The organism is Sorangium sp. So ce1335 (assembly GCF_051521615.1).
In the GTDB taxonomy this organism is placed as follows: domain Bacteria; phylum Myxococcota_A; class Polyangia; order Polyangiales; family Polyangiaceae; genus Sorangium.
Genome location: NZ_CP150363.1, coordinates 8,168,133 through 8,184,740 on the forward strand (window position 1 = coordinate 8,168,133; position 16,608 = coordinate 8,184,740).

Below are 16,608 nucleotides of genomic sequence, written 5' to 3' on the forward strand. Positions count from 1 at the left end.
GGAAGGGGGGCTGCGCGAAGCACACCTCGTGCCCTATCGGGCGTGGGTGTCGAGCCGGAATCGCTCGTTGCACTCGGCGCCGGAGACCACCACGTGGCCCCCCTCCACCTTCACGTCGAAGGCGCTCCCCTCCGGCCAGCGCAGCGCCACGATCGCGCGGCCGGTGCGCGCGTCGTAGAACGTGCGCTCACGGTGGCTCACGCCGTCGCGGCAGCGCTGCTCCTCGTTGGGCTCGCCGTCGAAGACCGCGCCGGCGCCGCTGAAGTAGGCGTCGACAACGAGCAGCGCCCCCTCGGTCGAGCCGCTCACGCTGCGGATCCCCTGGCAGCGCGCGGGCCAGCCGCCCGAGTGACCGCCGTCGGCGACGACGAACCCCGCGGGCTTGCGGGGGAAGACCACGTGGTTGCGGAAGTAGGTGTACGACCCGTACTCGCGCGGGAAGACCCACGGCGGGTCACCGGTGCACGGGCGGTCGCTCACGCTCATCCCGTCGGGGCCGCACACGCGCGCCCTCGCGGCGGCCTCGCTCGTCACCTCGGGCGGCGGGCCGGGCTCCTCCCTGTCCGGGCCGACGAGCGCGAGGAGCTCGACCCAGCTCGGCACGGCGACGGCGCCCTCGATGTCGCTCTTGCGGATCTCGACGGCGCACATCGACCTGCCGGCGAGCTTGCCGCGCGTCGCGGAGGAGGGCCTGAGCGCGTGCGCGTTCGCGTAGGCGACCCGGGCGGCCTCCGGGTCCTTGGCCTTGTCTCGGAGGAGCCCGAGGTTGAACCAGATCTGCGAGCGGAGCTCGGGGTCGCCCGCGCCCGCCAGCGCCGCGGTGAAATCGCCCTCCGCGGCGTCGCTGTTGCCGTCGCCCAGGTGCGCGAAGCCCCGCTCCGCGAGCGCCCGCGCGTCGATCGGATCCACGGCGAGGGCGTCGGTGAACGCCTGGATGGCCGCGGGGTACCTCCGCTCCCGGGTCGCGAGCCGGCCCCTCGCCAAAGCGGCCCTGTACGCGGCGAGCGCCTGCTTCTCCTTCTCCGCGAGCGGCCGCGCCGCCGCCGTCGGGGACGGCGACGCCGGCCCCACCGACGGCGGCGGCGCGGCGCCGCTCGCGGAGGCGACGGCGCCAGCGGAGGCGACGGCGCCGGGCGAGCTCGCTGCGGCGGCCGGCGCGGCGTCCGCGGTCGGCCTCGGCGGCTCGTCGCGGCGGCACCCCGCGACGGCGCACGCCGCCGCGATGCCCGCGATGCCGAGGAGGATACGCGCCCCCGGGGCGCGCGATCTGCAGGCGTCGTCCATGGTCCGACAGGGCACTACAGGGCGCCGATCCGCTCTGCCGTCGCCTCGGCCGAGCGCACGGCGGCGTCGATCCCGGAGCCGTGGAACGCCGAGCCGGCGAGGAGCACGCCGCTGCCGGCGAGCGCCTGCTCGACCTCGCGCACGCGCGCCGCGTGGGCGGGGGTGGAGACCGGGAGCGCGCTCGGCCAGCGCGAGACCCACGCGCGCTCCGCGGGCCCGCGCACGGGCAGCACGCGCGCGAGCGACGCCTCGGCGCGCGCCGTCCAGGCGGCGTCGTCCAGCGCCGCGAGATCCGCCGGCGCGGGGCGGAAGAAGAGGCGGAGCGCGACGTGGCCGGCCGGGGCGCGGCCCGCGAACTTCGAGGTCGTGAAGGTACACGCGCGGAAGCCGTGCGCCTGGTGCGCGGCGGCGACGATGAAGCCGGTGCCGTCGAGCGGGTGCTCGATCGCGGCGCGCGGGTACGCCAGCGAGACGGTCACGCTGGAGAGCGTCTCGGCCTCGCGGAGCGGCCGCGCCGGCTCGCCGAGCAGCGCGGCCGCGCCGGCGGCGTGCGTGGCGATCACCACCGCGTCGGCGTCGATCTCGCCCCCGCCGGCGAGCGAGAGCCGCAGCCCGCCGCCCGCCCGCGCGAGCGACGCGGCCGCGGCGGAGAGGCGCACGTCGACGCGGCCGCCCGCCTCGAGCGCGCCCGCGAGCGCGTCGGTGAGCTGCGCCATCCCGAGGCGGAAGGTCCGGATCCCCTTGCCGAGCTCGTCGCGCGGCACCTGGAAGCCGAGGAACGACGCCGCCTCGCCCGGCGCGAGCTCCCGCAGCGCGCCGTCGAAGCCCAACGACCGCAGCGTCTCCTGGCCGACGAGATCGCCCGCGATGCCGAGCGCGCCCGCGAGCGCGGGGACCGCCTCGCTCCGCGCGATGAACCCCTCGGCGCCGTGCTCCACGACGAAGCCGTCGGCCCGCTCGGTCCAGAGCTGCCCGCCGAGCCGCGGCGACGCCTCGACGAGCGTCACCCGGTCGCCCGCCGCCGCCCGCCGGAACGCGACGACGCACCCGGCCAGGCCGGCCCCGACGATGGCAATACGTCCCATCGCGCCTCTATACCATGAGGCCACCCGCAGGGTTGGAATCGGGCGGGCGGCGCGCGGAGCGGCGGTGAGCGGACGCCTCAGCCGAGCTGTGAAAGGAACTTCCGGAGCTGCTGCGCCTCCACCATCGTCATCACCGGGACGAGCCAGGCCTCGAGCGAGGTGGTGTCGCGAAAGGCCTTTCGGCTCGAGTTGTGCGCGTCCCGGATCAACCGCTCGACCTGGAGTCCCAGGATCGCGTTCGTCACCGGCAGCAGGTAGGCCGTCCGGTGCACCGTCGCGTTCTGGACGCGCATCATCTCCAGGAACTTCTCCGCGCTCTCGGGCGCGAGCACGTCGACCTGGAGCAGCTCGATGCAGATCACAGCCCCGTGCCGGTTCTGGGTCACGATGCCCTGAATCCGGGCGATGCACGCGTCGACCTCGCCAGCCGGGAGCGGTGATGCGAGCCTCACCTCGATGAGTCGACCGGCTTTGTTGTCAACGGAGTACATGAGCGAAATTAAACCTACCGTAGACGTTTGAGCCAGAGCGCGTCAATCAACGACGAATCCTTGCGGTGTGGCCCCGTACGCGCGCACACGTCGACGACGTTTTGTCGGCGAGCGCATCAGGAGACACGAGGCCGCCCGAGACGGCTCATGTCTCGTCGGACGCGTCGTCGGACGCGCGCGGCGCTCACGCGTCCGACGAGAAGATGACCTTCCCGGCCCGCGTCTCTTCCTCGGAGGCCGCCTCCCGCTCGGCCTCCAGCGCCTTCGCCTCGGTCTCCAGATCGGGGAAGCGGTAGCGGATGCCCTCGCCGGCCTCCAGGTCGACGTCGCCGCCGAGCGCGACCACCTCGCGGGTGATCTCCTGCGAGCGCGGCGGCTCGCCCGCGGCGTCCTGCCAGGCCCGCTGGAGCGCCTCCTCCGTGATCGGCTCGCGGCCCTGCCGCGCCCCGACGCGGGTAAGGATCGCCCGCAGCACGGCCCGCCGGGCGTTCCGGCGGGCGAGCCGGCGCCGCTTCAGCGGGCGCAGGAGCGCGCGGCCAAGGGGAAGCGCGAAGAGCGCGAGCGAGAAGACGAGCGGCACCACCCCGAGCGCGATCGCCGTGCCCGTGGGGGGCAGCTCCGCCATCGGCACCCCGCGGGCCAGCAGGCCGAGGTTGTCCAGCGTGAGGTGCGCGCCGAGCGCGTAGAGGCTCATCATCAGGTTGAACCCGTTGAGCGCCACGATGAGCGCGTTCACCCCGGCGCCGTTGCCGGTGAGCGGCGGCAGCTCCTCGCGCTTCGCCCAGACCGGCGCCGGCGCGCGCGGCGGCGCCTCGCCCGCGGTCCGCCGGATCGCCTCGAACCGGTACACGAGGCCCCCCTCCTCCGACACGTCGACCGTGCCGTCGTAGTCGAGCATCAGCCGCGCCATCAGCGGATCGGCCTCGTCGCGCGGCAGCCCCGTCACGCGCATCACGTCGGCGAGCCCGATCCGGCCCCGCTGCGCGCGGATCTCGGCGAGGACGAGCTTCTCGTTCTCGAGCGGGTCGCGCGGCGCCGGCGTCGGGCCGAAGAAGAACCGGTTCACCTTCTCGTAGAACGGCGTCTCGTCGCGGCGCTGCCCGTACGCCTGCCCGTACGCCCCGCGGCGGTCGTGCGACGACGACCACGGCGGGTCGGGCGTCCACACGAACGGCGAGAAGGGGTGAAACGTCCAGAAGATGGCGTCGAGGACCACGCGGAACATGACGTAGCCAGCGAACGATCCGGAGAAGCCGCCGTGGTCGCGCGAGTCGCTGCTCGATCGGGCGAAGAGCTGGGCGATCAGGATCCCCACGAAGATCACGACGTACGCGATCAGCACGATCGCGATCCACGCGCGCACGACGAAGCGGGCCACGCCGGCGAGCCCGCGGAGGACGGCCCCGAGCGCGCGCTCGACGCGCGTGCGGGTCTCCCACGGCTTCGTGAAGCCGTGCGGGAAGCGGAAGAGCAGCTCGCCCTCGGACGTCGCCTTGAGGTGCCCGCGGTACTCGCTGACGAGCAGGTGCAGCCCGCTCTCGGCGTCGCGCAGCGGCAGGCCGCTCTTCGCCGACGCGTCGGCGAGCGTCAGATCGCCGGTGTGCCCACGCAGGGCGGACTCCAGGATTGCGGCGGCGCGGCGGGCCTCCATCAGCTTTGGCGATTTCAGCGTCAACGGTCGCTCGCCTCCTTTTCCGCAGCGCCGCGGCCGGCCTCGCTCGCGGCACGGCCGCGTTCGCTGGCACGGGCTCGCCGCGCTCCTCCACGGAGGCGCACCTGCCCCCGTGCTGAGGTTCATGGTGGCGCGCAGGGCTCGGCGCAAAGGCCGAGGCGACTTTTTCGGGCCTTCAGCCCCTTGCCGACGCGGCGTCCGCTGGCGTGTCAGCCGCGGCGCACGCCGCGTCAGCCGCGGCTCACGCCGTGTCAGCCGCGGCTCACGCCGCGTCTCCCGACATCCCAGCCGCGGCTCACGCCGCGTCTCCCGACATCCCAGCCGCGGCTCACGCCGCGTCTCCCGACACCCCAGCCGCGGCTCACGCCGCCGCTGGGGGCGGCAGCGATCGCGGCGTGGCGTCGACCATCCGCACGTCCAGGCCGAGGGCGTCGCGCAGCATCCCCGCCTTCGCGACGACCGTCCACTCCTCGAGCGAGCGGTCCTCCCGGCCCTGCACCTCGAGCACCAGCGTGTCGCCCTCGATGCGGCCGGTCACCTCCGCGACCTTGGCCCGGTGCTCGCGATCGAGCGCGTCGGCGACGCGGAGGATCGACGCCATCGCCTTCACCTTGGCGCGCGCGTCGCGCGAGAGCGCGCGGAAATTGTCGTGGTCCATGCTCGGCGGCGACTTCCGGTGGTAGCGCGCGATGTTCGCGACGATCGCGCGCTCCTCGGGGGTGAGGCCCATGAGGTCGCTGTGGATGATGATGTAGTAGCTGTGCTTGTGGTGCCCCTCGTACCGGACGAAATCGCCGATGTCGTGGAGGAGGGCCGCCGCGCGCAGCAGGATCCGGTCGCGCTGGCCGAGCCGGTGGCGCGGCGCGAGGTCGTCGAAGAGCCGCTCGGCGAAGCGCGCCACGAGCGCGCCGTGCTGCTCGTCGAAGTGGTAGCGGCGGCCGAGCCGCGTGCAGGCGTCGCTGACGGCGGCGGCCTCGCCGCGGAAGTCGGGCCCGAGGAAGTGGGTGTGGGCGAGATCGACGAGCACGCCCTCCTTGAGCCCGACCCCGGGCGCGACGATGAGCGGCTGCGCGAACGCCCGCGCGATGCGGCACAGGACCGTCGCGGCGGGGACGATCGTGTCGGCGCGATCCGGGCGCAGGCCGTAGATCTGCGCGCGCTCCTCGGGCGTCTTCGGCGCCATGTCGTCGAGCAGGCGGGACATCGCGCCGACGTCGATCGCCCGCCCCTCCGCGGACGCGCCCGGCACGGGGCAGAGCTCCGCGAGCGTCTCGATGTTGCCGCCCGTGCCGACGAGCAGGTCGACGCCCGAGCCCGCGCGCTCGCCGAGCAGCTCGACGATCTCGCGCGTGGCCTCGACCATGACGCGGTCGACGTACTCCTCGATGAGCCGCCGGTGCCCCGCGTCCATGGGGCGGCGCTCCTCGAGGAAGGTCTCGACCATCCGCACCGTCCCCACGGGGAGCGAGCGCGAGAAGACCGCCTCGCGCCCGCGGAGCAGCGTGAGCTCGGTGGAGCCGCCGCCGATGTCGACGAGCAGCGCCGTCCGATCGCCGAGCGGGACGCGCTCGCGCACGGCGATCTGGACGAGGCGCGCCTCCTCGACGCCCTCGATGACCTCGATGTGGACGCCGGCCTCGCGCGCGGCCCGCTCGATGAAGAGGTCGCCGTTCTGCGCCTCGCGCGCGGCGCTCGTCGCCACGGCGCGGTAGCGGTCGACCTTGGCCGCGTCCATCGCCGTGCGGAAGCGCCGGAGCGCCTCGCACGCGGCGCCGATGACCCCCGGCTCGAGCCGGCCCTTCGTGAACACGTCATGCCCGAGACGCACGGACGCGCGATCCGCGTGAACGTCGCGGAACGGGTGGAAGCGCGGCGCGTCGGGCGCGCCTGTCGAGCCCGCGGCGAGCGCCGGATCCCAGCCGGCGCCGAACGCCCCGAGGGCCGGAGGGTCGACGTCGACGATGCGAAGACGTATCGCGTTGGAGCCGATATCGATCGCTGCGAGCCGCGCCATGTCGGCAGAAGTAGCGAAGCTCCGGGCGGTTGGCTACTCTCATGCCCGCTCATGTGGAGGAAGCTTCTTCGCGGGTCGGGGCCCCGCCTTCGCGGTCCCCTTCAGCATCGGCCTTCAGAGGGCGCGCCCGGCGACGCCCGCAGCGCGCGCCGTCCGCTCGCCGGCGTGCGTGAGTCGGCGCGCGCCGCGCTCGGCGTCGCGGTCGCGGCGCTCGCGCTCGCCGGCTGCAGCGGCGGCGAGGCGCGCGCGCCGAACCCGACCCGCGCCCTCGACGAGCGCAGGGCGATCGAGGTGATCCGCCGGGCGATGGTGCTGGAGGGGGCGCAGCCGGTGCCCGGGCGCGAGGTCGATCTCGTCAGCGGGCGGAAGGTGCGCATCGACGTCGGCGTGCGGAACCGCACGTACGGCGTCGCCTACGTGACCGAGGAGGACGCCCAGGCGCTCGGCGCCGCGATCCCGCCCCCGAACGGCCAGGACGAGAAGCTCCGCATCGTCCGCGGCGGGGCGGACGGGTCGATCCGCATCGTGCTCCTCTACCAGAACAACTACCGCTACGACGACCTGGTCGGCGAGTCGCACGAGCGCACGACGATCAGCGCCGAGCGCCAGCTCACGCGCGACGTGCAGGACTTCATCACGTACGCGCGGACGCAGAAGTTCCAGTGAGCGCAGGCGATCCGGGCAAGCGCAAGGCGAGCAAGCGGGGCGAGGCCGAGGCCCGGGCGCGCCGCGCGCTCGGCGGCGGGGGGATGCTCCTCGTGGCCGGGCTCGCGCTCGTGGGCGTCGGGCCGTCGGACGCGGGCATGGGGCTCACGGTGCTCGCGCTCCTGATGCTCATCTACGGCATCCACAGCTTCGGCCGGCTGGGGCCTGAGCGCGACGAGCGGGCGCGGGCGCCCTCGCGTTGAGGCTTGCGGACCGCGGCGGCTTCGAGCAGCATCCGCCGCCATGCATCGCCCTACGCGCCAGCACCAGCACCTCACCATCAAAGTCACCCAGAAGCAGGAGCGGAGCGCCCAGAGCTCCCGCAAGCCCGGCCGCAAGACAAAGCGCTGGAACAAGTTCCTGACGCAGTACGCGCCGCTCGTCGCCGGCGCCGAGACCGCCGCCGCCGAGAGCTGAGCGCTGGCCGCCGGCGCGCCGTCGGATGGCGCGCCCCCACGGCGCCCGGCCTGTCCTCATCCTGGCCCAGCCCGCCTCGAATTCTTTTTCACCGTAATTTTACGATGATGTAGCAAGCCGGCGCGAGCCGTCTCCGCTCGAGACGATGCCGCGCCGCCTCCGCTCGAGACGACGCCGCGCCGTCCTCGCCCCCTGCGGCCGCGCCGCCTCCGCTCGAGACGATGCCGCGCCGTCTCCCCTCGAGGCGATACCGCGCCGCCTCCGCTCGAGGCGATCCCGCGCCGTCGTCGCCCCCGGCGGCCGCGCCGCACCTGTGCGACGCGACCGCCGCGCCGCGCACTCCGTCGGTCGTGCGTTTTCTGTGATGGCGCCGCGCCGATCCTGCCACGCAGCCAAGAGAACACCCCCTCTGGGCGTCTGATACGCGATAGCCAGGCGGCCTGTCATCCACTCCGCGCGAGACAGGCGCGCCGGCGCAGCGCGCGCGTCGCTCGCGACGCGCGAACGGGCCCACTCCATCTCTCGCGCAAGGAAGGATCCATGGCCGATCGCCCTCCGTCCCGCGCTGCTCGCGCAGCCGCGTCGATCATGTGCTCTCTCGTCGTGGTCGGGACATCGCTCGTCTCGGGGTGCCTGAGCCGTCCCATCGAACGCCAGGATACGCGCACGACGGGCACCGTCGTCGAGCGGCTCACGAAGCGCGTCGACAAGATCGATCTCCTGCTGACGATCGACAACTCGGCGTCGATGAAGGACAAGCAGGACATCCTCGCGCTGGCCGTGCCCGACCTCGTAGAGCGCCTCGTCAACCCCCGCTGCATCGACCCGCTGGATCCCCTGCGGTCGTCCACGCCGACGTCGCCGAGCGAGCCCTGCCAGAGCGGCATGGAGCGCGAATTCGAGCCTGTCCTCGACATCCACATCGGCATCATCAGCACGAGCATCGGCGCCCACGGCGCGAACGCATGCCCGACGACCACCCACTTCTCCAACAACGACCGGGGTCACCTCGTCGCCCGCAGCCATGAGGACGACAACAACGTCGAGGACAACGACCCGCCGACCTACAACCAGAAGGGGTTCCTCGCCTGGGACCCGGAGCAGAAGCTGAACCCCGCCGGCGAGTCGATCCTCGACGACCGACAGGGCGGCGGCCTCGTGCCGACGCTGACGAACATGGTGAAGGGCGTGGGCGACGCCGGGTGCGGCTTCGAGTCGCAGCTCGAGAGCTGGTACCGGTTCCTCGTGGATCCCGCGCCGTACGAGACCATCGAGCTGGTGGACGAACAGGCGGTCCGGAGGGGCATCGACACGAAGCTGCTGGAGCAGCGGAAGGCGTTCCTTCGGCCGGACTCGCTCCTCGCGATCATCATGCTGTCGGACGAGAACGACTGTTCCATCCGCGAGGGCGGGAGGACCTACCTGGCGGCGCAGCCGAGCCGGCTCTACCGGCCGCGCAAGGAGTGCGCGGAGAAGGGCCCGGACGATCCGTGCTGCAAGTCGTGCTCCGTCGATCGTGGCGAGTGCCCGGTCGACGAGACGTGCGGCACGGGCGCGATCGAGCTGCTCACCGTGGAGGAGGACCCGCCCAACCTGCGCTGCTGGGACCAGAAGCGGCGGTTCGGGGCCGACCTGCTGTACCCGATCCGCCGCTACACGCAGGCGCTCACGGAGCCGCGGATCGAGGATCACGAGGGCCATCTCGTCGACAACCCCATCTTCTCGGATCTCGACCCGACCGACGAGCTCAAGACCGTGCGGACGCCGGAGCTCGTGTTCTTCGCCGGGCTCGTCGGCGTCCCCTGGCAGGACATCGCGCGCCAGAACGACGCGGGCCAGCCCGACCTCCTGGGCGGCAAGGACAAGGACGGCAACCCCGTCGGCGGCTTCAAGAGCGCCGAGGAGCTGAGCGCCCAGATCGCCGGCTTCGCGAGCACCTGGGACATCATCCTCGGAGATCCAAAGACGCGCCGTCCTCCGGCGGATCCTCACATGATCGAATCGCCGGTCCCCCGGGAGGGCGAGAACCCGATCACCGGGACGCGCATCGCCGGGCCGGACTCGCCGGACGACGCCAACGTCATCAACGGCCACGAGTGGAACCCCAAGCCGGACTTCGGAGATCTCCAGTTCGCCTGCGTGTTTCCGCTGCGGGAGAGCGTGACGAACGGGGACTGCAACAAGGCGGAAGACCCGGCGGATCGGAACAGCCCGCTGTGCGAGGACAGGCCCGACGGCACCGACAGCAACATCCAGCTCAAGGCGAAGGCCTATCCGGGCCTGCGCCAGCTCCAGCTCATCCGCGACCTGGGGGAGCAGGGCATCGTCGGCTCGGTGTGCCCGGCGCAGACGAAGAACGCGGGGCCGGGCGACTCCGACTTCGGCTACCGGCCGGCGATCGGCGCGATCGTCGATCGCCTGAAGACGAGGCTCGGCGGGCAGTGCCTGCCCCGCGCCCTCCAGCCCACCGACAGCGGCCAGGTGAGCTGCCTGGTCCTGGAGGCGCGCAGCGTGCCCGAGGGCCAGTGCAAGTGCGATGAGGGCACGGCGCGGCGTGAGGTCCCCCCGCAGCACCTCGGCGCGAAGAACATGGTGCAGAAGGATCCGGTCGCGAAGGCGAACGGCTGGAACTGCGTCTGCGAGGTCGAGCAGCTCAGCGACCCCGAAGAGCTCAAGGCCTGCCAGGACACGGTGCCGCCGGCGCCGGTCGAGGTGGGCGGGGAGCGGGTCCACGGGTGGTGCTATGTCGATCCGGGGCTCGGCATCGGCCGGGACGAGGTCGTCGCCATGTGCCCGTCCACGGAGCGCCGGCAGATCCGGTTCACGGGCGAGGGGGAAGCGCTGGACGGCGCGACGCAGTTCGTCATCTGCTCCGGCGATACGGCCAACCAGTAGCGCGGCGAGGAGCCCGGTCGACGGCGATGCCGGTTCAGCCGCAGGCGGCGTCCGCGAGGATGACGTCGGCGGCCTTCTCGGCGATCATGAAGATCGCGCTGACGATGAAGAACCCCGGGATCCGCGGGAAGACCGACGCGTCCACGACGCGCAGCCCCTGCGTCCCGTGGACCCGGAAATCGCTCGTGAGGACGCCGCCCTGGTCCGGAGCCCCGATCGGACAGGTGCACGACGCGTGGTGGCCCCAGGCGTTGTCGCGGACGAAGGTCCTCAGCTCCTCGTCCGACTGGAGATCGTCGCCCGGGAGCTCCTCCCGGGCGATGAGCTTCTCCTGCTTGAGGCGCTCCGTCATGCGACGGACGAACCGGATGCCCGCGACCATGGAGTCGAGATCCTCTCCCGCCTTGTCGTCGCCCTCCTCGAAATAGCGGAAGTTGATCGCCGGGGTGTCGCGCGGATCGGCCGAGCGCAGCGTCACCTCGCCGGCCCGGTTCTGCGTGTGCGCCTTGAGGATCGCCCAGGTCAGGTAGTTGAGGTGCTCCGGGAACTCCGCCGAGTAGCCCGGGAAGTAGCCGTAGAACTTCCCCAGGAGGGCGAAGTAGAAGAGGTCGGGGAGCTGTCGCTCGGGGGCCGATCGGTTGATGATCGCGAGAACCGAGGCGTTCGTCGTGTACGTGCCGGTCCGCGTGGCCGCCCACTGCTCGTAATGGGGGTCGCCGGGGGAGAAGCGGGCCCCCTCGAGCACGTCCCAGTGGTCGAAGTTCATGCGGTGAACGACGCCCACCTCGTAGCGATCCTGCAGGTTCTTGCCCACGCCCGGCAGGTCGACGCGCACCGCGATGCCGTGGCGCGTGAGGGTGTCGCGCGGGCCGACGCCGGAGAGCATGAGCAGCTGCGGCGTGTTGAACGCGCCGCCCGCCAGGATCACCTCGCGCGACGCGCGCACCGCGCGCAGCTCGCCGTCCTGCGCCGCGGGGTTGCTGCCGGCGCGGTAGAGCCTGTCGCCCTTCTGGTACTCGACGCCGACCGCCCGGTTCTGCTCGTCGAACAGCACGCGCGTCGCGAGCGCGTTGAGCTCGATCCTGAGCCGGTCGGGGTAGCGCCGCGCGACGTCGAGGACGCGCTCGCGGGGGCCCATCCGCTGGTGGTTGCGGGTCGCGAGCGGGATGTAGCGCACCCCCACCGCGCTCTCCTCCACCGATCGCCAGTCGTTCGGATCGGCCTTGCTCTGGAGCACGCTGTGCACCCGCTCCACGGGCGTGTTCACCTCGTGGGACGCCCAGTGCGCCGAGTCGAGGATGAACCGCACGAGATCCCTGTCCCGCAGCCCCGCCCTCGGGATCGCCTTCTCCGTGTGCAGCCAGCCGCGGAACCCGTGCCGCGTCCTGTTGATCCCGAGGTAGCTGAGCAGCCGGTGCAGCGGCCGGTGATGGCAGTTCTCCAGGCGCTCGAAGTAGCCGCGCATGTTGTCCGCCCGCCACGAGGGATCGCCCGTGAGCTCGGCGATGTGGTCCCAGTCGGCGTTGTGCGGATAGACGAGGATCATCGCGTGGTGCGCGGTGCAGCCACCCAGCGTCCCCGCCCGGGGGTAGAGCACGCCGCGGGTCGGCCTGCCTCGCCAGGTCTCGCGGTACTTGATGTCGCGCCGCTGCTGCTTCTCGTCCTCGTAATGGCGCACGAAGAAATCCCACCGGAGCGCCTCGTTCTCCGACGCCAGGGCGTGGAACACGGGCACGTCGTAGTCGTCGGGCAGGCGGTTCTTGTCGGGCTCGTAGGGGTTGCCGCCCGTGAGCTCGCGCGGGTCGCCCCCGGCCTCGAGCAGGACCACCGTGTGCCCCGCCTCGGCCAGGCGCGCCGCGACCGTCCCGCCCCCCGCCCCGGAGCCAACGACCACATATTCGCAGTCGATCCGAGCAGCCTGTTGACCGTTCATCTCCCCCTCCTCTCTCGCCGCGCGCGGAGGCCCGGCCGCGATGAGCCGGGCCCCTGCGCGCCAGATGGCCGTCTCTCTGGTGGAACCGTCAGAGGGTCTTCAGGAACTCGATCAGCGCGCGCTTGTCCTCATCGCTCAGCCCGGGCTCCTGATCGAACCACGAGGTGCCGAAGTAGTGGCCGCGGTTGACCACGTAGTCGGGGCACTGGCTGAGCTCGATCAGGGGCTCCACGACGTTCATGAACACCCGGCGCGCCTCCTCGTCGCTCGCGTTCTCGGGCAAGGACTTCAGATCGCGATTGATCCTGAGCAGCACGGCGAGGAGCTTCTTGCTGTGGGCGAGGCGCTCCGCAGGGCTCTCGCTCTCCGAGTGCAGGGCCAGGTTGGCCAGCAGGCTCACCGGCGTATCCTCGGGGATGGGGCCGATCTCGATCCCGCCCTCGCCCACGAGCCAGGGCGCGATGCGCTCGAGCGGGCCGAGGAGCGGCTGCAGCGCATCGGGCAGGTAGCCCGCGGGCACCCGGAGGTAGCTCCTGTCGTTGGTGCGGTGGATGTAGCCCGGCACCTTGTTGCCGAGGATCTTGTCCATCTTGCGCCTCTCGGGCCAGAGCATCTGCTCGATCGAGTCCTGGAAGGAGTCCATCCGGGCCTCGACCGAGGGCTGCTCGTTGAACTTGCCCACGGTGTTGTTCAGGAGGAACGGCGCCGTCGACCACAGGCTGATCAGCGAGGGAACGCGCGCGTAGCCCCGGCCGCCGGCGGGCATCTTGAAGTCGCGCTCCTCGCCCGTGACCGGGTGGTGCACCTTGATCGTGCCGACGGAGGGCAGCTGCTTGTACGACTGCGACGAGAAGTCCTCCCAGACGTTGCCCTTGAGCGCGTTCGTCGCGAGCGGGCTGCACGCGTTCGTCTGGAGCAGCGTGACGGGGATGCGCAGATCGCTCGAGAGGTAGTTGCCCTCGAGGAAGTCGTCCTGGAGGACGATCGCGCGCATCTCCTTCTTGAAGGCGTCGGTCTTCGTCCACTCCCAGTACTCGTTGAAGCAGTCGAGGTAATTGGGGCCGGCGCAGCCGTGCGGGTCCAGCCCCGGCGCCCGCGCGGGGAGCTTGCTCGAGTGGCACCTGGCGCAGCGATCGGCAAACACCTCCTTGCCGCGCCAGAGCGTCGCCTCGTCGCCGGTCAGGTACCTCGCGCCGCCCGGCGCGTCCTTCAGCTTGTGCGGCGCGGTGCTCTTGAGGAAGTACAGCGCCATATCGAACGTCTGCTGCTCGGTCGCCCTCCAGTACGCCGAGTTCTTCCGCGCGACCGCGATGTGGAGCGGGGAGTTGGGCTTGCCGCCGACGAGCGGATTGAAGTGCAGCAGCCACTCCTCGCTGAACTCGCCGATGTTCAGGTACACGCGGTTGAGCGCGCCGAGCGGGCCGACGCCGTCGGAGCCGTCCTTGAGCACGCGCGGCGTCCAGACGGTGGCGGGCGGCACGTAGAACTGGGTCAGCGGCCCCTCCTTCACGAAGTCGTTCAGCTGCTTGTTGTCCTGCTCGCCGCCGACCAGGTGCTCCTTGCCCCAGCGCCTGGCCTGCGCGAGGCGCGGGCCGAGCTCGTAGATGGCGTTCATCGTGCGCGGGTTCGTGATGTAGTCCGTGGAGACGAGCGAGGTGTCCAGCGTCCCCGGCGGCGACGCGTGGAACACCTGGTAGACGAAGCTCGTCGGCTCCACGTTCCAGGTAAAGATCCGGTCCCACCAGAAATACTGCGAGCCGACGATGGCGCTGAGGTTCTCCCACGCCGGGCTCTCTGGATCGGCGGGCGGGTTGGTCGGGCTCGGGCCGATGTGGCAGAACGCGCACGACATGCCGACGCGGTAGGGCCTCACGAGGTCCTTGGAATAGTAATAGTCCGGATCCTCGTAATAGCGGACCGGATCCCAGTTCTTTGCGGCCTTCTCGTCGAAGTCGGGGTTGGGAAAGAGCCGCAGGCCGACGATGCCGGTGGCATAGCCGTAGAAGGAGCCGACGGGGTGGGCGCCCTTGCCGCGCGCGCCGATGGCCACGCCCGGGTACTTCGCCGCGTTCTCGAACGGATCGGGTGGGCAGTCCGCGCGCCGCCTGTCCAGCCATAATCCGTAGCGCTCCGGATCGGGGCCCGTCGCCCGCTCGAAGCAGGGCTCGTTGACAACACCGAGGTAGCGCCAGCGGTTGCCGTGGCTGAACTCGAGGCTCGGGTGGGACGAGACGATCTTCAGGAAATCGAGGTTGCCCTTGCTGAGCGTCGCGAGGGTGTCCCACATGCGGTCGTTGCCCGCCGACCAGACCATCCAGGTGTTGCGCCCCCTGGCCTCGGCCGTCGTCAGGTCGATCCCGCCATCCATGTCATGGAAATAGTCCTCGTCCGCGGCGACGAACGACTCGGCTGTCCGGCCAGCGCGCTGCGCTTCGTCGAGGACGTGCCCCGGCCGCGGCGCGGGCTTCTTGCAGCCCGCGAGGGCCAGGAGGCCTATCGGCAACAGGAGGCCGCGCGAGATGATGGGATTCGTCTTTGTAGCCATCGTCCTTCCCCTTCAACAACGGAACCACACCTGGACTGACCAGCGAGAGCGACAGATGAGCGCCGGAGCCGATGCCGAGCGCGATTCCCGAGACAACCGGGGATCTCGCGGCGCTCGCGCGGATCGAGGCCTCCGGCGCCTGATCTTCACGAGCGCTCGTGATCACCGGATCGCTGGATCCTCGGTATCGGGACTGCCAGCGACGCGCCACGGCGTCGCATCGCGGCGCTCGCAGCGCGTCACCCCTCACCGTATGTGGCACGCGGGCTCAACAAACGCCATGAGCCGCTCGAGGCGCTCGCGCCGGGCCGGAGGGGCGACGCGCGCGAAACGGCGAGCCAGCCCGACTTGACATGCGCGCTGCTCGCGCTCGAACGCGACGCTGCGCGCGATGTGCCGACGCCTTCCTGTTCAGGTGGGGATACGGAGTCGAGAGACGTGGGAGTCTTCCGCGTTGCCCGGATGAACAGCGTCGCTCCGAGGGCGAAGAGTCGAGCCGGCGGGGGCGATCCCGGCGATCCTGGCGAGCGCGGCGCCTCGCGCCGGCAGGAGGGGGACCCGCGAGGCCCGCGGGCGGGCGCGAGAGGCGATGGCTGCGCCCCTCCGGCGCCCATCCCGGCGAAGGCCGCGCTACGTGTCGAACCCGCGCGCCGGGCGGTCGGGGGCGCGTCGCAGCCAGTTGTCGTCGGGGTAGCGGCACGCGCCGTCCACCACGTGGATCGCGTAGGCGTGGCGGGAGCGCTCGGACCGGTTCGCGCCGCTCCAGTGAGGCAGGAGGCCGTGGAGGAGCACCAGGGTGCCTTTCGGCGCCTCGATCGGCGCGTAGGGAGCGCGCGGCGCGACCGCCGGGAGCGGGGTGTCGTCCATCGCGATCATCCTCGTGCCGTCGCCGTCGCGCGCGAAGCGCCGGCGCAGGGGGCCGCGGTGGCCGCCGGGCAGGGCCCACATGCAGCCGTTGTCCACGGTGGCGTCCTCCAGCGCGAACCATAGCCCGATCACGCTGACCGGCTCCGTGTAGAGGAACGTCGCGTCCTGGTGGCAGGCCACGTCGCCGCCGATGAACGGGTTCTTGAAGATGTACATCGACTGGAGGAGGAGCGGGCGCGAGAGCCCGAGATCGGAGACCACGGACGCGAGGGCCGGCGCCCGCGAGAAGCGGGCGAAGACCGGATCGAGATCGTGGAGCGCGTGCCCGATCTTGTTGATCGACGAGGCCTTCGCCTGCCGCAGCGAGCCGTCGGGCGAGAACGCCTCCTCCTCGAAGAAGAACCGGATCGCGTCGCCGGAGCCGAGGAAATAGGCGTCGGTGGAGCGCGCCTGATCCTTCGTCGAGAAGATGGAGACCTCCGCCGGCTCGAACCCCTCGACGAGCTCGGCCGCGCGCGCCCTGAGGGCGTCGCACTGCGCCGGGAGCACGAAGCCCTCGACGGCGAGGAAGCCGTCGCGCTCGAAGCGGGCGCGCTCGGCGGCGGTGAGACCAGGAGCCCTCGCGGAGAACATGCCCCAACCCTACCAGACGGCGCGCCGGCAGGCGGCGGCTGGGCTGGCTGACGGGGCGGCGCGATGG

At 71.8% G+C, this 16,608-nt stretch carries 12 protein-coding genes; 4 read left to right on the forward strand and 8 right to left on the reverse strand.

Annotated elements, in window-relative coordinates:
- Nucleotides 1-33: 33 nt before the first annotated feature.
- From WMF24_RS30075 to WMF24_RS30095, 5 genes are all read right to left on the reverse strand, one after another.
- Nucleotides 34-1,284 (reverse strand): tetratricopeptide repeat protein, encoded by a 1,251-nt coding sequence (locus tag WMF24_RS30075; RefSeq protein WP_437730848.1) that lies wholly within the window; start codon nucleotides 1,282-1,284, stop codon nucleotides 34-36.
- Between the two features lie 14 nt (nucleotides 1,285-1,298).
- A complete protein-coding gene (locus tag WMF24_RS30080) occupies nucleotides 1,299-2,369 on the reverse strand; it encodes a protoporphyrinogen/coproporphyrinogen oxidase (protein WP_437730849.1) in 1,071 nt (356 codons plus the stop codon).
- A gap of 77 nt (nucleotides 2,370-2,446) precedes the next feature.
- On the reverse strand, nucleotides 2,447-2,860 hold the full coding sequence (locus tag WMF24_RS30085; RefSeq protein ID WP_437730850.1) for a hypothetical protein: 414 nt from the start codon (nucleotides 2,858-2,860) through the stop codon (nucleotides 2,447-2,449).
- A gap of 184 nt (nucleotides 2,861-3,044) precedes the next feature.
- Complete coding sequence (locus WMF24_RS30090) at nucleotides 3,045-4,535, reverse strand: hypothetical protein (protein WP_437730851.1); 1,491 nt, start codon at nucleotides 4,533-4,535, stop codon at nucleotides 3,045-3,047.
- A 358-nt stretch (nucleotides 4,536-4,893) separates the two neighbouring features.
- On the reverse strand, nucleotides 4,894-6,546 hold the full coding sequence (locus tag WMF24_RS30095) for a Ppx/GppA phosphatase family protein (RefSeq protein ID WP_437730852.1): 1,653 nt from the start codon (nucleotides 6,544-6,546) through the stop codon (nucleotides 4,894-4,896).
- 165 nt (nucleotides 6,547-6,711) lie between these two features.
- Between WMF24_RS30095 and WMF24_RS30100 the strand changes: the two genes are divergently transcribed.
- The 4 genes from WMF24_RS30100 (at nucleotide 6,712) to WMF24_RS30115 (ending at nucleotide 10,563) form a co-directional block, all read left to right on the forward strand.
- Complete coding sequence (locus WMF24_RS30100; protein ID WP_437730853.1) at nucleotides 6,712-7,212, forward strand: hypothetical protein; 501 nt, start codon at nucleotides 6,712-6,714, stop codon at nucleotides 7,210-7,212.
- Nucleotides 7,209-7,454, forward strand: a complete 246-nt coding sequence (locus tag WMF24_RS30105) for a hypothetical protein (protein WP_437730854.1) — start codon at nucleotides 7,209-7,211, stop codon at nucleotides 7,452-7,454. The genes WMF24_RS30100 and WMF24_RS30105 overlap by 4 nt, the downstream gene beginning before the upstream one ends.
- A 40-nt stretch (nucleotides 7,455-7,494) precedes the next feature.
- Nucleotides 7,495-7,668 carry a hypothetical protein gene (locus WMF24_RS30110; RefSeq protein ID WP_437730855.1) on the forward strand — a complete coding sequence of 58 codons (174 nt, stop codon included), beginning with the start codon at nucleotides 7,495-7,497 and terminating at the stop codon, nucleotides 7,666-7,668.
- A 540-nt stretch (nucleotides 7,669-8,208) separates the two neighbouring features.
- Nucleotides 8,209-10,563, forward strand: coding sequence for a hypothetical protein (locus WMF24_RS30115; RefSeq protein WP_437730856.1), 2,355 nt, complete (start codon nucleotides 8,209-8,211; stop codon nucleotides 10,561-10,563).
- A gap of 34 nt (nucleotides 10,564-10,597) precedes the next feature.
- Here WMF24_RS30115 and WMF24_RS30120 read toward each other — a convergent pair whose 3' ends face one another.
- From WMF24_RS30120 to WMF24_RS30130, 3 genes are all read right to left on the reverse strand, one after another.
- On the reverse strand, nucleotides 10,598-12,496 hold the full coding sequence (locus tag WMF24_RS30120; RefSeq protein WP_437730857.1) for a GMC family oxidoreductase: 1,899 nt from the start codon (nucleotides 12,494-12,496) through the stop codon (nucleotides 10,598-10,600).
- Between the two features lie 88 nt (nucleotides 12,497-12,584).
- The gene (locus WMF24_RS30125) at nucleotides 12,585-15,041 is read right to left on the reverse strand and encodes a hypothetical protein (protein WP_437730858.1); all 2,457 of its coding nucleotides are present in this window, start codon (nucleotides 15,039-15,041) and stop codon (nucleotides 12,585-12,587) included.
- Between the two features lie 630 nt (nucleotides 15,042-15,671).
- On the reverse strand, nucleotides 15,672-16,541 hold the full coding sequence (locus WMF24_RS30130) for a phytanoyl-CoA dioxygenase family protein (protein ID WP_437730859.1): 870 nt from the start codon (nucleotides 16,539-16,541) through the stop codon (nucleotides 15,672-15,674).
- Between the last annotated feature and the right edge of the window lie 67 nt (nucleotides 16,542-16,608).

Coding starts and splice junctions, on each gene's coding strand:
- WMF24_RS30075 (WP_437730848.1), bottom strand. CDS start 1,284: ATGGACGACGCCTGCAGATCGCGCGCCCCGGGGGCGCGTATCCTCCTC.
- WMF24_RS30080 (WP_437730849.1), bottom strand. CDS start 2,369: ATGGGACGTATTGCCATCGTCGGGGCCGGCCTGGCCGGGTGCGTCGTC.
- WMF24_RS30085 (WP_437730850.1), bottom strand. CDS start 2,860: ATGTACTCCGTTGACAACAAAGCCGGTCGACTCATCGAGGTGAGGCTC.
- WMF24_RS30095 (WP_437730852.1), bottom strand. CDS start 6,546: ATGGCGCGGCTCGCAGCGATCGATATCGGCTCCAACGCGATACGTCTT.
- WMF24_RS30110 (WP_437730855.1), top strand. CDS start 7,495: ATGCATCGCCCTACGCGCCAGCACCAGCACCTCACCATCAAAGTCACC.
- WMF24_RS30115 (WP_437730856.1), top strand. CDS start 8,209: ATGGCCGATCGCCCTCCGTCCCGCGCTGCTCGCGCAGCCGCGTCGATC.
- WMF24_RS30120 (WP_437730857.1), bottom strand. CDS start 12,496: ATGAACGGTCAACAGGCTGCTCGGATCGACTGCGAATATGTGGTCGTT.
- WMF24_RS30125 (WP_437730858.1), bottom strand. CDS start 15,041: ATGGCTACAAAGACGAATCCCATCATCTCGCGCGGCCTCCTGTTGCCG.
- WMF24_RS30130 (WP_437730859.1), bottom strand. CDS start 16,541: ATGTTCTCCGCGAGGGCTCCTGGTCTCACCGCCGCCGAGCGCGCCCGC.